This window comes from Rhizorhabdus sp. P4_G6 (assembly GCF_056401045.1).
The window spans coordinates 55810-70708 of the sequence record NZ_JBFUKC010000008.1; the positions used below are offsets into that span (position 1 = coordinate 55810).

Consider the following 14899-nt stretch of genomic DNA (forward strand, 5'->3'; position numbering starts at 1 on the left):
GGTCAGCCGGCCTTGGCGATGCGGGCGAGCAGCCGGTCGATCGCCGCTTCGCTGGCCGGCTCGAACAGGGTGGGCGCATGCCCGATGCGCGGAAGATCGACACGCTCCATGAGCGGCAGCGTCTGCACCATGCTATCTGCGGTTTCCGCAGATAGCATATCCGAAATGCCGCCGCGGACGAGCAGGCTGGGAATCGGCTTCATGGCATCCAGCAACGGCCAAAGATCGCCGCCCGCCTCGTTGCCCGGCACACGAAACGGTTCGGCGATGCCGCCATCATAATCCATCACGATCCGCCCGGCGGCGGTCAGGTGGCAAAGACGCTTGGCCATGTCGAGCCACTGTTCCAGCGTATAATCCGGATAGGCGATGCCATGCGCCTCGCTCAAGGCGCGCGCCGCGTGAAGCCAGGTGGGATAGCTGCCGGACTTGCCGACATAAGCGCGAATTCGAGCGAGCCCGGCTGGATTGATCTCGGGACCGATGTCGTTGAGCAGCACGCCGGCCACCTTGCCCGGATGGGTCGCGGTGATCAGCATCGACATGATCCCGCCCAGCGACGTTCCGAACAGGATGAAGCGATCGAGCCCGCGCTGCCCGATCAGCGCGGACAGGTCCTCAAGATAGGTGGCGGGGACATAGCTCATCGGATCCTTGGCAGGCGCGCTCTCGCCGCGCCCCCTCAGCTCGACGACGATGATCCGGCGCTTGCCCGCCAGGCGATCCGCGACCTTCTCGAAATCCCGGGCGTTGCGGGTCAGGCCGGGAATGCAGAGGATCGGCAACTGCCGTGATCGCGGAGATGCGGAATAATCCCTGTAGTGGAGGCGCAGGCCATCCTTCGACCACCAATAACCGTCTTCCCATTCCGCCATGCGCTCTACCTCAGGGATCCCCACCCCGTATCGCCGGATGATCATCACCCCGCAAGCGCCGGCTCCACAACGCCGTGGCGATGGCTGGCTCTTTTCACGGGAACGCCGACTAAGAAGGCCACACAATACTAGCCAATGTTTCAAATAAAACCGTTACTTTCCAAGAGATATATACAACAGATACGCCATATCTTCCGATATCCTCGGTCAACCAATGCGATGAACGCCACATTAACGGTCACACGAGAACACATGTTCACGTATATACTGAGATGTCTGGCCATGGATATTTCTCGACTCGTCGCAAGACTGCAGCGATTCGTCGGAATGGGAGAACCTTTCTCCGCCGACCGTGTTCATTCCGGCATGAGACATCAGCCCAACCCGCTCCGCCCCGGCCTGACCGCGATCGCCGCCGTCTTGGCTTTGTCCTCAACCCCAGGGTTCGCTCAGAACGCCGACGAAGCGCCGGAAGCGGCCGCGCCGATGGTCGTGGCGCCGCCGCCGGTAGTCACGCCCCCATCGACGGCGACCTCGCAGAGTGTGGCGCCCGCGACGCCGTCGGCCGCGCCGTCAGCGGCGGCTACGGGTACAACGGCGCCGGCACCGCTGGTATTCGACGAGGAACCCGCTCCCGCCCCGGTCGCGCGGACCCATAAGGTCTCGGCCCAGGCTGTGGCCGCTGCGGTCAAGCCTGCGCCGGCACCGCGCGTGGAGGCCACCCCCGCGCCGACGCCCGCTCCTGTCGTAGCAAGCAGCTCAGCCGGCGAGCCGCCCGCCCCTGCTCCAGCTGTCGCCACCCAGGTTCCGGTCGACGCGCAGAAGTCGGTAACGCAGACCGATAGCAGCGGCGAAATCCTCCCGATTGCCGGCGCGGGACTGGCCATCCTCGCCCTTGCCGGCGGCGCGCTCGCGCTCGGCCGTCGCCGCCGCGATGTCGATGCGGAACAACCGGCGCTCGCTGCCCGCACGGAGATGGCTGCGCGCGAGCAGGGCTATGCGGTGCCAGCAGCCGCTTCGGCAACGCCGGTCATGGCACGCCACAGCGAGACGGACAGCTTCATCGCCGATGCGCCGGTTACGGCTGTTCCCGCCGGGTTTGATCTGTCTCGGTTCGGCCGCCATACGCGCGCTGCCTATCAAGGCCCGACGGCGAACAATCCCTCGCACTCGCTGAAACGCCGCCTCAAGCGGGCCAACTTCTTCGACCAGCGCGAGCGTCAAGGCCTTACCGCCACGGCTACCATGCCGGGCGCATCACCGGCTCCGATCAGGGAGATGGCGCGAGTTGCCCAAGGGGCCGATCATCTTACGGTGCGCGCACCAGCCCGGCCACGGCCCGCCTTTCGGCCCGCCTATCAGAGCTGAGGCTGACATCACAGGCTAGCAGCGGGTGGGCGCCGTCTTCGCAGCTCGATTTCCGGATGGCGGGGATCGAGCTGCGGGGCGGCGCCCTTCTGTTCAACCGCAGCGTGATCCTGCCAAAGTGGAATGATCGTCTGTTGATCCGGTCGAGCAGATGGCTAGGCTGGCGACAGGGGGATCTTCATGCGGATAGTGACGGCTTGGCTGGTGACGCTGTTCTCCGTTGCACCCGTCTGGGCCAGCGACAAGGTGGAGACGGGTCCCGCACCGTCCTGGGTGAAAGCGGCAATCATCCCGGAACCCGATGCCAAGGCCGAAGGCAGCTTGCAGTTTCTGCTTCGCGATCAACAATATAAGCTCGAGCCGGGCCGACTGAGCAGCTACACGGAAGTCGCTTTCAAAATCCAGACGTCAGAAGGGCTCGCCGCCGGCAACATCACGCTCCCCTGGCGTCCAGACATAGATGCGCTCACGGTACACCACGTTGCGATCTGGCGCGGCGGCCAGCGTATCGACGTGCTCGCTTCCGGCCAGAGCTTCACGGTCCTGCGCCGCGAAAATAATCTGGAGAGCGCCATGCTCGATGGCGTGTTGACGGCGAATATCCAGCCCGAGGGGCTTCAGGTCGGCGATATCCTCGACTTTGCGGTCACCCTGACCTCCAGCGACCCCAGCTTTGGACGGCATGTCGAACAGATCGGTGCCGGCTTGGCCAATGTTCCGGTCAGCCGACTGCACTTCAGCGCCGTCTGGCCGGCATCGGTTCCCGTGCGGTTCCGGCAGACGCCCGGCTTGCCTGCCATGAAGCCGAAACGCGAGGGAGACCTCGTCAAGCTCGAGGCGTCGGTCGATCGACCGGAGCCGTTCGTTCCCGCGAAGGGGGCACCATCCCGTTTCTCGACACGGGGGCTCGTCGAGCTGAGCGACTTCCGCGATTGGTCGGAACTCGCGGCTTTGTTCGCGCCCCTGTACGAAAAGGCGGCGAAGCTGCCGGCGGCCGGCCCATTGCAGGACGAGATATCCCGTATCCGCGCGGCATCCGCCGATGCTAAACTGCGCGCCGAAGCAACACTCATGCTGGTCGAAAGCCGCGTGCGATATGTGGCGCTGCTGATGGGCAGCGGCAACTTCGTGCCAGCCGATGCTACTACCACCTGGACTCGGCGGTTCGGCGACTGCAAGGCCAAGACCGCACTGCTGCTTGCAATCCTCAGGGAGCTCGACATCCAGGCCGAGCCGGTCATCGTCAACGCCTTCGCTGGCGACGGCCTCGACGAGCGACTGCCGATGATCAATCTCTTCAACCATGTCATCGTTCGTGCCACGATTGGCGGGAAGACCTATTGGCTCGATGGCACCCGCACCGGCGACACGCGGCTCGACCAACTGAAGACGCCCGATTTCGGGTGGGGACTGCCGCTGGTCCGCGGCGCAACGCTTGTACGGATGCTGCCGCCACCGGCCGAGGCGCCGACGATATCGACGAGCCTGCGCATCGATGCGCGGAGTGGCATCAGCAGACCAGCGCCCGCGCACGCGGAGCGCGTCCTGTACGACGACGAAGCCTATGCGATGAGCATCGGAATCGCCAATCTGACAGCCGATGCGCGCGACCGGTGGCTGCGGGACTATTGGAAAAGCCGCTACGACTTCATCGACATCAAGTCGGTCACCGCAAGCTACGATCCTGAACGGCGCGAGCAGCGACTCGTCATGGACGGCGAAGCTCGCATGGAATGGCGGGGCGGCACCTACTGGACCATCGACAGCGACATAGGCTTCAAGGCGGACTTCGATCGGGATGTAAAGCAGGATCGTACCGCACCCTTCACGGTCGGGTATCCCGCTTTCAGCCGGACTACAGAAACCTATTTGCTGCCGCCAGGCATCAAGGCGGACGACGCAGAAGTTGCCCAGACGATCGCCGGGGTGGAGTACAAGCGGCACGCCACGACGACCGGTACCACTCTGACGATCGAAACGAGCGAGCGGAGCGTCATGCCGGAGTTTCCGGCAAATGAGGCACCGGCAGCGCAAATTGCCCTGCGCGCGCTCGCCAAGCAGCACGTGGCACTTCGCATCGGGCCGCAATTTCGCCAGACCAAGGAGGAGATCGCCGAGCAACTCGCCAAGCCCGCCAAGACAGCAGCCGAATTCGTGGCGCGTGGATCGATCCTGCTGGACAAGGGTGATTTGGACGGCGCCTTTGCCGAATATGACAAGGCTGTAGTCGCCGATCCCAAGGATGCGCAAGCGCTGGCCGGCAGAGGCTTGGCCCAGGTGTGGCGCGGCAACTATGCAGCGGCTGCCAAGGATTTCGACGCGGCTACGGCGATCCAGCCAGACAATATGGTCGTCCAGCGCGGTCGCGGTCTGGCCGCCCAGAATCAGGGGCAGTATGATGATGCGATAGCCGCCTTCTCACTCGCACTCGCTCGCGAGCCTGGAGACATCTTCACTCTCGGCCACAGGGCTCAGAGCTATCGCGCGCTGAAACGAGATGAGGCTGCGCTGCGCGACAGTGCCATGGCGCTGAAGGCAGCGCCGGACTGGATTGACATGTACTTGCTGCGCGCGACGATCTTCAGGAACATGGGACAAATCGGCAATGGCAAGGCCGAGGCGCTTGCGCTGGTGGAGGCCAATCCTAACAAGGGATATGCGCATGTCGCTGCCGCGCGCATCTATCATGCACTCGGCTCAGCCACGGAGGCGGCCAGCGAGTTCGAACGAGCGCTAGCCATCAAACCCGAAGCCTATATCTACTATAACCGCAGCCAGACCCGGCAGTGGGATGATGTGGCGGGCCGGCTTGCCGATCTGAACGCCGCGTTGCGCATCGACCCCAAGGACGTCACGTCGCTAAGCGAAAAGGCCGCCCTGCAGCGCCGCAGTGGGCACCTCTCCGACGCAATCGCCACCTTATCGTCCGCGCTCGCTTTGCAGCCGCGGGACGTCTACCTGCTGGTCCAACGCGGTGCATCCTATGAACTGGCGGGCCGTAGAACTGAAGCCAGCAAGGACTATGCTGCCGCACGGGCCGTGCAGCCGGACGCAACGGCGCTCAACGCTCTCTGCTGGATAAAGGCGACACTTGGCGTTCAGCTCCAGACTGCGCTTGCCGAATGCGATGAAGCCATCGCAAAACGGCCCGACAGCAGCGCGATCATGGATAGCCGCGCCTTCGTACTCCTCAAGCTAGGCAGGATCGACGAGGCGATCGAAGCCTATGATCGCGTGATCGCGAAGTCGCCCTATCTCGCCCAATCGCTATTCGGGCGGGCGATCGCCTGGGCGCGAAAGGGCGACAAGGCGAAAGCCGAGGCCGACCAGACTGCCGCGTCCCGCGCCGATCCCGACGTTGCGAACGAATTCCGCGACTATGGAATGACGTTGTAGGCGACGAGGCGCAGTTGACGCGCTACTCGGTCAGGTCTTCCCACATGCCTTTCAGGCGCGCGAAAAACCCGCTCGACTGCGGGCTCTCCTCGCCTGTCTCGGTCGCACGGAACTCCTCGAGCAATTCCTTCTGCCGCGCGGTTAAACGGGTCGGGGTCTCGACATCGATCTGGATGACGAGGTCGCCATGACCACGGCCATTGAGCACCGGCATGCCGGCGCCGCGCTGGCGGATCTGCTTGCCCGACTGAATGCCGGCAGGGATGCGGATTTCGTGGCGTACCCTGTCGAGGCCGGGCACCTCGATCATGCCGCCCAGCGCCGCCGTGGTGAAGCTGATCGGCGCACGCGCGAACAGCGTGGTGCCGTCGCGTTCGAACAGGGCATGATCGGCCAGGTGCAGGAAGATGTAGAGATCGCCTGGCGGGCCGCCCCGCGCGCCAGCCTCGCCTTCGCCGGTGAGGCGAATGCGGGTTCCCTCGTCTACACCCGGCGGAATCCGCACGTCGAGCGTCTTGGTCTTCTCGACCCGCCCCTCGCCGCGGCACGCATCGCAGGGATCGGAAATGACTTCGCCAGCGCCGTGGCACGCCGGACAGGCCCGCTCGACCACGAAGAAGCCCTGTTGCGCGCGCACCTTGCCATGCCCGCCGCAGGTCTTGCAGGTCTGCGCGCCGGTCCCTGGCTTGGCGCCAGAACCGTCGCACTTCTCGCATTGTGCCGCGACATCGACCGTGACAGAGGCCTGCTTGCCGGCATAGGCGTCTTCGAGCGTAATCTCGAGATCGTAGCGCAGATCGGCGCCACGCCGGACGCTCGAGCGGCCCCCGCCGCCGCGTCCGCCACCCATGAACTCACCGAAGATGTTGTCGAAGATGTCGGAAAAGCCTTCGAAGCCTCCGCCGCGCTGACCGCCTCCATTCTCGAATGCCGCCTTGCCGAACCGGTCATAGGCGGCGCGCTTCTGCGGATCCTTCAGGCAGTCATAGGCTTCGCTGATCGCCTTGAACTTGGCCTCGGCCTCGGCCGAGCCCGGATTGCGATCGGGATGATATTGCATGGCCAGCCGGCGGTAGGCCGACTTGAGCACCTTGTCGTCGGCAGTGCGCTCGCACTCCAGCAGCTCATAATAGTCGATGTCAGTAGCCATCACGCCCCCGCACGATGCTAACCGGCCCCGTCGCGCGCAGCAACGGGGCCGGGTGGTGCATCACGCCCTACCTGCCTTACTTCTTGTCGTCGACTTCCGAGAATTCGGCATCAACGACATCGTCATCCTTCGGCGCCTCATCGGGCGAAGGCGAGGCGGCAGCGGCCTGCTCGCGCTCGTAGATCGCCTGACCAAGCTTCATCGCGACCTGCGCTAGTGCCTGGGCCTTCTCGGTCATGGCACCCGGCTCGCCGGCTTCGACCGCCGTCTTGGCTTCGGCGATCGCGGCCTCGATCTCGGACTTGAGGCTCGCATCGACCTTGTCGCCATGCTCCTGCAGCTGGCGCTCCGTGGAATGGATCAGGCTCTCGGCGTTGTTCTTCGCCTCGGCCGCCTCGCGACGCTTCTTGTCCTCCTCGGCGAACTGCTCGGCGTCGCGGACCATCTGATCGATATCGGCATCGGTCAGACCGCCCGACGCCTGGATCTTGATCTGCTGCTCCTTGCCGGTGCCCTTGTCCTTGGCATGGACGTTGACGATACCGTTGGCGTCGATGTCGAAGGTAACCTCGATCTGCGGCACGCCGCGCGGCGCCGGCGGAATTCCGATCAGGTCGAACTGGCCGAGCATCTTGTTGTCGGCGGCCATTTCACGCTCGCCCTGGAAGACACGGATCGTGACGGCGTTCTGGTTATCGTCGGCCGTCGAATAGGTCTGCGACTTCTTGGTCGGGATCGTCGTGTTGCGATCGATCATCCGGGTGAACACGCCACCCAGCGTCTCGATGCCCAGCGACAGCGGGGTCACGTCGAGCAGCAGCACGTCCTTGACGTCGCCCTGCAGCACGCCGGCCTGGATCGCGGCACCCATCGCGACAACCTCATCGGGGTTGACGCCAGTGTGCGGCTCCTTGCCGAAGAAGCTCTTCACGATTTCGCGAACCCGCGGCATGCGGGTCATGCCGCCGACGAGGACAACCTCGTCGATGTCGCCGGCCTTCATGCCGGCATCGGCGAGCGCCTTCTTCACCGGATCGATCGAGCGCTGGATCAGCGGCTCGACCAGCCGCTCCAGATCGGAGCGCGTGATCGACTTCACCAGGTGCTTCGGACCGGTCGCATCGGCCGTGATGAACGGCAGATTGACCTCTGTCGTCTGCGCCGAGGACAGCTCGATCTTCGCCTTCTCGGCAGCTTCCTTGAGCCGCTGCAGGGCGAGCCGATCCTTGGTCAGGTCGATGCCCTCGGCCTTCTGGAAGTCCGCCGCCAGGAACTCGACGAGCTTGGCGTCGAAATCCTCACCACCGAGGAAGGTGTCGCCGTTGGTCGACTTGACCTCGAACACGCCGTCGCCGATCTCGAGGATCGAGATGTCAAAGGTGCCGCCGCCGAGATCGTAGACCGCGATCGTCTTGCCGTCATTCTTCTCGAGACCATAGGACAGCGCAGCCGCCGTCGGCTCGTTGATGATGCGCAGCACTTCGAGGCCCGCGATCTTGCCGGCATCCTTGGTCGCCTGGCGCTGGGCGTCGTTGAAATAGGCTGGAACCGTGATGACCGCCTGCGTCACCGTCTCGCCGAGATAGCTCTCAGCGGTTTCCTTCATCTTCTGCAGCGTGAACGCCGAAATCTGCGACGGCGAATAATCTTCGCCACCCGCCTTCACCCACGCGTCGCCATTCGGCCCCTTGACGATATGATAGGGCACCAGCTCCGTGTCCTTCTTCGTGATCGGGTCGTCGAAGCGGCGGCCGATCAGGCGCTTCACGGCAAAGATCGTGTTGTCGGGATTTGTGACCGCCTGGCGCTTAGCCGGCTGGCCGATGAGCCGCTCGCCGTCCTTGGCGAACGCGACGATCGAAGGCGTCGTGCGCGCGCCTTCCGCATTTTCGATCACCTTGGGCTTGCCGCCTTCCATCACTGCGACGCAGCTGTTGGTGGTGCCCAGATCGATACCGATTACCTTAGCCATTCCAGTCCTTTCAAACCCCCAAGAGGCGATCCCGTCCATGCCCCCAGATGACGAGGCGAGCATGTGGCCGATCGCGTTGAACGGGGGCGATATAGGTGGGGATTCGATTGCTGCAAGACGCAACTGGCCCTAATTGCCCTGCAGTTCGTCACGGAGTCATCGATGCGTCGCTTCCTTGCCACTATCATCACTCTCGCTGCCCTTGCCGCCTGCCATCCGAAAGGTGGCGAAAAGCCGGTGGTGAAAGACGCCTGGATTCGCCTGGCAGCGGTGCAGGGCCGGCCTGCCGCCGGCTATTTCACGCTTTTGGGCGCGCGCGCAGACGATCGGCTGCTGAGGATCGACAGCGCCGTCGTCGACAGGATAGAGTTGCATGAGAGTGGCATGAACGGGGGCATGACGACGATGCGGCCAATGACGGACGTGCCTTTGCCCGCGGGTGCGACCGTCGAATTCGCGCCGAGCGGCAGTCATGCGATGCTCTTCGGGGTGGACCCCCGGATAACGCCCGGCACGGCGATCCCGATGCTGTTCACCTTTAAGAGCGGCGCCAGGATCGAGGTCGAGGCCAAGACGGTCCCGGCCGGCGGCGAGAGTGGCGACATGGCCGGCATGCAGCATTGATGGCCGGGTCGCCGCAGCGCTTCTCGCCGGTCTTCCTGGTTGCCGCGCCACAGTCGGGCGCTGCGACGCTGCGGCACATGCTGGCGCATCATCCCGATATCGCCTTCGCCCCCGCTTTCGACTTCCTCGGCGACGCGATCAGCCCGGACGGGCGCTTCCTAAAACGTGATTCCTTCCTGCGAATGCTCGAGTATAACATGGCCTATAAGCGGCTGGGCCTGAGCATACCGCCCGCCACATCGTTCGTCGGCATCGCGCATTCGCTGCTCGACCAGGTCGCGGCGACGAAGCCGGGAGCCGCGGTCGTTGGCGTCACCCTTCATTCTCATTTCGACCGGATGCTGTGGCTATGGCCCGACGCGCGCTTCATCCACCTGGTCCGGGACGGCCGCGATGTCGCCTATGCCAATGTGGTCGAGCACAGGGCCGGCAATCTGTGGCATGGAATCGAGGACTGGGTGGAAGCCGAGATCCTTTGGGATCGCATGTCACACAAGCTGCCGCCGGAACGGCAGTTCACCGTCAAATATGAAGCCCTCGCCGGCGAGCCCGAATATGAACTGCGGCGCCTGTGCGACTATCTCGGCCTCCCGTTCCTCCCGGCGATGCTCGAACAAGCCGGCAAGCCGGCGCGCGAGGATCTCGGCCGGTGGCGCAAGTCGGATGTCCGCGAGCTCTCGTCGGCTGAGCACCGCGCCGCACGCTGGTTGCTCCAGAACGGCTATTTCCTCAGCGGAACGGTGCGGGCGCCGTCGATCTTGCGCCGCGCCGGGCTCAGCCTGACCAACAGCCTGGCCATAGCGAACCACCAGCGCAGGATGCTGGGCACCGGCAGTTGGCTGAAGGGCGGCTATGTCGCCAGGTTTGGCAGCAGAAAGGCGAAGGCGCGGCTGAAGCGCCGACAGGCCGAACTCCTGTCCCACGACCAGGATTGAATCCATCGACGCCACAGGAGAGGTTCGACGGACCTATTCCGGCGTCTTGGCCACGCCTACCAGCGCCGGCCGCAGCAGCCGGTCCTTGATCATATAGCCGGCCTGCATTTCCTGGATGACAGTGCCCGGCTCCGCTTCCGCGTGCGGCAGTTCGATCATCGCCTGATGTCGGTTGGGATCGAGCTTTGCGCCCACCGCTTCGATCTTGGTGATGCCGTTGCGCTGGAAGACGTTGTCGAGTTCCTTGACGGTCATCTCGATGCCGGTGAGCATCGGCTTGATGCGCTCGTCGTCGCGCAACTCCGCCGGAATCGCCTGCAGCGCACGGCCGAGATTATCGGCCACCGACAGGACATCGCGGGCGAAGCCGGTAGCGGCGTAGGCCGATGCATCGGCCTTTTCCTTCTCAAGGCGACGGCGGACATTCTGGGTTTCCGCCTGCGCGTAGAGCACCTCGTTGCGGAGCTTCTCAAGCTCGCTCTCCAGGCGCGCAAGCGGGTTTTCGCTGTCGGGCTGCTCCTCGGCCAGTGAGGTTTCAACGTCGTTTTCGCCGATATTTTCTTCGCTCATGCCATCTTCCGGTTCGTTGCGCAGGCCACGCCCGCCTTCGTTCGCGGGCTGATATAGTCAAACGAAGCCAATCGACCAGAGGTACCGTGCAAATTGCATCGCCGTTCGGCATTCCCTAGGGGAGCAGCATGTCGATCCTCGACGCTCATCGTGAGGCCCTGAGCCTTCTGGCGCACCGCTCGCGCCGCCGCTCGCTGATCCCGCGGCGGGGGCATGACTTCGCGTCCAACGACTATCTCGGCCTCGCCAACGCGCCCGACCTGCGTCGCGCGGTGGTCGAGGCGCTCGACCGTGGCGTCGCAATCGGCGCGGGTGGATCCCGGCTGCTGAGGGGCAACGATCCCGAGCACGAAGCGCTTGAAGCCGAAGCGGCGGCCTTCTTCGGGAGCGAGACGGCCTTGTTCTTCTCGACGGGCTTTGCGGCCAACAGTGCGATCTTCTCGACCCTGCCGGCGGGACGAGACCTGATCGTCCACGATGCGCTGATCCATGCGAGCGCGCATGAGGGGATGCGCCTCGGCCGCGCCACCGCGGTTCCGGCGGCGCACAACGACGTCGACGCCTATGCCGACGCGATCAGCACCTGGCGGGCAGACGGCAACAAAGGCCGCGTCTGGATCGCCGTCGAAAGCCTGTACAGCATGGACGGCGACATCGCTCCGCTCGATGCGCTAGCCGAACTGGCCGAACGCGAGCAGGCCTTCCTGGTCATCGACGAAGCTCACGCCACCGGGGTGTTCGGCGACAAGGGCCGCGGTCTTGCCGATGCGCTCGACGGCCGTGAATATGTCGTGACGCTCAGGACCTGCGGCAAGGCGCTTGGCTGCGAAGGGGCTCTGGTCTGCTTGCCGCGCGTACTGTCCGACACGCTCGTCAACAAGGCGCGCGGCTTCATCTTTTCGACGGCCCCGTCGCCGCTTTCAGCGGCAGCGGTACGGGCGAGCCTGCAGTTGATCCGGACGCAACCCGAGCGGCGGGAACGGCTGGCGCGGCTGGTCGCCTTTGCCGGGACCCGCCTGCCCGGCCAAGGATCGCAGATCATCCCGGTCATCCTCGGCGAGGATGCGCGAACGATGACGGTCGCAGCCGCGCTGCAGGAACGCGGCTTCGATGTCCGCGGCATCCGTCCGCCCACCGTACCGGCCGGCACCGCCCGGCTGCGCGTCTCACTGACCCTCAATGTCGACGAGTCGATGGTCGCCGCCCTCGCCGATGCCATTGCCGAGTTGTCCGCATGACCCAGGCGATCGTCGTCACCGCCACCGACACCGATGTGGGCAAGACGGTCTTCGCCGCCGGGCTGACGCGTGCGATCGATGGCTGCTACTGGAAGCCGGTGCAGGCCGGCCTCGAAGGCGGCACCGACAGCGAAACGGTCCGCCGCCTGTCCGGCATGCCGGCGAGCCGCATTTTCCCCGAGGCCTATCGGCTGGTGACTCCCGCTTCTCCGCATCTTGCCGCGGCGATCGACAATGTCGTCATCGAACCTGCCATCCTCGAACCGCCAAGCTGCGACCGTCGGCTGGTAATCGAGGGCGCGGGCGGGCTGCTGGTCCCGCTGACCGGCGGGCTGCTGTTCGCCGATATCTTCGCGCGCTGGCGGTTCGAGACGGTGGTCGTCGCGCGCACCACGCTCGGCACGATCAACCACAGCCTGCTGACGATCGAGGCGCTCCGCGCGCGCGACATCCCGATCCTTGGCATCGCCTTCGTCGGCGACGCCAACGAGGAAAGCGAACGCACTATTGCCGCCATCGGCGGAATCAGGCGGCTCGGCCGCCTGCCGCGGCTCGACCCGCTTCATGCCGCCAGCCTTGCCCAGGCGTTCGCGGATGCCTTCGATCTCCAGGATTTCACGCCATGAGTTCGCCCGTCTGGCACCCCTTCACCCAGCATGGCCTGGGCGAAGACATCCCGCTGATCGATCACGCCGAGGGTGCAGCGCTCTACGGCGCCGACGGACGCCGCTATGTCGATGCGATCTCCTCCTGGTGGGTGACGACGCACGGCCATTGCCACCCCCGGATCATGGCCGCGATCCGCGAGCAGGCCGGAAAGCTCGACCAGCTGATCTTCGCGGGCTGGACGCATGCGCCGGCCGAGACGCTGGCGCGTGGGCTGGTCGATATCACCCCAGCCCCGCTTCGGCATGCCTTCTTCTCCGACAGCGGCTCGACCAGCGTCGAGGTCGCGCTGAAGATGGCGCTCGGCACCTGGCTCAATCGCGGCGAGCCCCGTCACAAGATCGCGGTGATGGCGCACAGCTATCATGGCGATACCATCGGCACGATGTCGGTAGGCGAGCGCGGCGTCTATAACCGCGCCTATGAGCCGCTGCTGTTCGACGTCGCCAAGCTGCCTTTCCCCCGCGGCGACGGCGAGACGACCATCGCCGCGCTCGAAAACCTCTGCGCGCAGGACCCACCCGCGGCTCTGATCGTCGAACCGCTGATCCTGGGCGCAGGCGGCATGCTGATCTACCCGCCGCATGTCCTGAAGGCGCTGCGCGACGTCTGCGCCCGCGAAGGCGTGTTGTTCATCGCGGACGAAGTGATGACCGGCTGGGGCCGCACCGGCACGCTCTTCGCCTGTGATCAGGCGGGGATCGCACCCGACATCATGTGCCTGTCGAAAGGACTGACCGGCGGCGCCATACCCCTGGCCGTGACACTCGCCACGAAGGAGATATTCGACGCCCATCTGTCGGATGACCGGGCGCGGATGTTCTTCCACTCGTCGAGCTACACCGCCAACCCGATCGCCTGCGCCGCCGCCAACGCCAATCTCGCGATCTGGCGAGACGAGCCGGTGCGCCAGCAGGTGCTCGAACTGGGCGTGCGCCAGCAGCACCGTCTCGACCGGCTCGATCATCCGGCGATCGTCGGCAAGCGCCGACTCGGCACTATTGTCGCGATGGAGTTCGTCGACCCCTATGGCGATTATCTCTCCGCGATGGGGCCGCTTCTCGGCAAATTCTTCCGCCAGCGCGGCCTCCTGCTGCGGCCGATGGGCAACACCGTCTATGTCATGCCGCCCTATTGCATCGACGATGAAGACCTCGACGCGATCTACGAGGCGATCCTGCTGGCCGCGCATGAGCTGAGCGCATGAAGAAACAGATCGTCGCCGCCATCCTGCTGCTCGTCCTGCTGCTGCCGATGTTCGCCGGCATCCGGCGGATCAAGAATCTGCCGCGCCGCCGTCGCGACGAGGATCGGCAGCCGCCCGGCGACGGCGCGTGAAGGTGTGACCGCTCGACGCCTTCTGCGATCGGACCCCAACCAGCGTGCCCTTGCTGCCGGCATGCCGCAGCCGGAAATCGAAGTCGGGCCAGCGGACGCTCCATCGCCGGGCAACGACGCGTTCTCCTGGCCGTGCCGCGTCGTCCAGCATCACACAGCCACCGGGCGCGATATCATCGAATAACGCCTCGGCCGCCCCTCGGACATATGGGTGGATGGTCCATGGCGGTCCGTCGATCAGCAGCAGATCTATAGGCCGGTCGACCGGCTCATGATCGTACCACAAACCCGGCCACCCGCCCGGCGAAGGGCCAAGTGGGACCGCGCGAACATCAGCGTCGACGCCGTAGCTCTTGAGCCAGGACCTCGTCTCGGCAGCGAAGTCGGGGTTCTGGTCGAAACTGACAATGCGCCCCCCACCGTGCAGCATGAGCGCTCGCGCAGCAACGAGTGTGGACGCACCGGCGCCGAACTCCACCACGACCCGCGGCCGCGCATTCTGGATGTGATCCACGATCAGATGAAGAAAGCCGGCGTCGGCTTTCCAGCTGCCGAGATGCGGCAGCGCATCCTCTGGCAGGTCGAGCCGCGCGCACAGCTGGGTCCGCCGTGCCATGGTCCCTCCCGACAGGCTTTTCAGCAGCCACGGCCACCCGATCGCGCCAAAAGCGAGGATGTGGAGCCAATCCGACAGGGATCGCCGGGCGGCCGTGGCAGCCAGGGCGCTCGTGATCGGCAGCAGTGGCGTGAGATCCCGCAACGCTTCA

General features: G+C 65.0%; 13 protein-coding genes. 8 read left to right on the forward strand and 5 right to left on the reverse strand.

The annotated features are described in order from the left end of the window. Nucleotides 1-2 precede the first annotated feature (2 nt). A complete protein-coding gene (locus tag AC1DPF_RS10510) occupies nt 3-875 on the reverse strand; it encodes an alpha/beta fold hydrolase (RefSeq protein ID WP_477961157.1) in 873 nt (290 codons plus the stop codon). A gap of 366 nt (nt 876-1241) precedes the next feature. On the opposite strand from AC1DPF_RS10510, the gene AC1DPF_RS10515 reads away from it, so the two are divergent. Together AC1DPF_RS10515 and AC1DPF_RS10520 are read left to right on the forward strand one after the other, a co-directional pair. After that, complete coding sequence (locus AC1DPF_RS10515) at nt 1242-2243, forward strand: hypothetical protein (protein ID WP_477961159.1); 1002 nt, start codon at nt 1242-1244, stop codon at nt 2241-2243. 180 nt (nt 2244-2423) lie between these two features. Next, nucleotides 2424-5639 carry a DUF3857 domain-containing protein gene (locus AC1DPF_RS10520; protein WP_477961161.1) on the forward strand — a complete coding sequence of 1072 codons (3216 nt, stop codon included), beginning with the start codon at nt 2424-2426 and terminating at the stop codon, nt 5637-5639. Between the two features lie 22 nt (nt 5640-5661). Here AC1DPF_RS10520 and dnaJ read toward each other — a convergent pair whose 3' ends face one another. Beyond that, nucleotides 5662-6789 carry a molecular chaperone DnaJ gene (gene dnaJ, locus AC1DPF_RS10525; RefSeq protein WP_477867489.1) on the reverse strand — a complete coding sequence of 376 codons (1128 nt, stop codon included), beginning with the start codon at nt 6787-6789 and terminating at the stop codon, nt 5662-5664. Between the two features lie 76 nt (nt 6790-6865). Continuing rightward, the gene (gene dnaK, locus AC1DPF_RS10530) at nt 6866-8761 is read right to left on the reverse strand and encodes a molecular chaperone DnaK (RefSeq protein ID WP_477867491.1); all 1896 of its coding nucleotides are present in this window, start codon (nt 8759-8761) and stop codon (nt 6866-6868) included. Nucleotides 8762-8923: 162 nt separating this feature from the next. Between dnaK and AC1DPF_RS10535 the strand changes: the two genes are divergently transcribed. After that, on the forward strand, nt 8924-9385 hold the full coding sequence (locus tag AC1DPF_RS10535; RefSeq protein WP_477961162.1) for a copper chaperone PCu(A)C: 462 nt from the start codon (nt 8924-8926) through the stop codon (nt 9383-9385). Beyond that, complete coding sequence (locus AC1DPF_RS10540; protein ID WP_477961164.1) at nt 9385-10320, forward strand: sulfotransferase family protein; 936 nt, start codon at nt 9385-9387, stop codon at nt 10318-10320. Before AC1DPF_RS10535 ends, AC1DPF_RS10540 begins: the two co-directional genes overlap by 1 nt. Before the next feature lie 33 nt (nt 10321-10353). Here AC1DPF_RS10540 and grpE read toward each other — a convergent pair whose 3' ends face one another. Next, on the reverse strand, nt 10354-10890 hold the full coding sequence (gene grpE / locus AC1DPF_RS10545) for a nucleotide exchange factor GrpE (RefSeq protein WP_477961166.1): 537 nt from the start codon (nt 10888-10890) through the stop codon (nt 10354-10356). A gap of 128 nt (nt 10891-11018) precedes the next feature. Here grpE and AC1DPF_RS10550 point away from each other — a divergent pair, with 128 nt between their 5' ends. From AC1DPF_RS10550 to AC1DPF_RS10565, 4 genes are read left to right on the forward strand one after another with little or no spacing between them, the layout of a single operon-like run. Then, on the forward strand, nt 11019-12128 hold the full coding sequence (locus AC1DPF_RS10550; protein WP_477961168.1) for an 8-amino-7-oxononanoate synthase: 1110 nt from the start codon (nt 11019-11021) through the stop codon (nt 12126-12128). Next, the gene (gene bioD, locus AC1DPF_RS10555) at nt 12125-12754 is read left to right on the forward strand and encodes a dethiobiotin synthase (RefSeq protein ID WP_477867501.1); all 630 of its coding nucleotides are present in this window, start codon (nt 12125-12127) and stop codon (nt 12752-12754) included. Before AC1DPF_RS10550 ends, bioD begins: the two co-directional genes overlap by 4 nt. After that, nucleotides 12751-14001: an adenosylmethionine--8-amino-7-oxononanoate transaminase gene (locus tag AC1DPF_RS10560; protein WP_477961171.1), complete on the forward strand. Its 1251-nt coding sequence runs from the start codon at nt 12751-12753 to the stop codon at nt 13999-14001. The genes bioD and AC1DPF_RS10560 overlap by 4 nt, the downstream gene beginning before the upstream one ends. Next, nucleotides 13998-14132 (forward strand): hypothetical protein, encoded by a 135-nt coding sequence (locus tag AC1DPF_RS10565; RefSeq protein WP_477867505.1) that lies wholly within the window; start codon nt 13998-14000, stop codon nt 14130-14132. Before AC1DPF_RS10560 ends, AC1DPF_RS10565 begins: the two co-directional genes overlap by 4 nt. On the opposite strand, the gene AC1DPF_RS10570 is transcribed toward AC1DPF_RS10565, so the two are convergent. Beyond that, nucleotides 14071-14892 carry a class I SAM-dependent methyltransferase gene (locus AC1DPF_RS10570; RefSeq protein WP_477961173.1) on the reverse strand — a complete coding sequence of 274 codons (822 nt, stop codon included), beginning with the start codon at nt 14890-14892 and terminating at the stop codon, nt 14071-14073. The two genes, AC1DPF_RS10565 and AC1DPF_RS10570, sit on opposite strands and share 62 nt — an antisense overlap. Nucleotides 14893-14899: the final 7 nt, after the last annotated feature.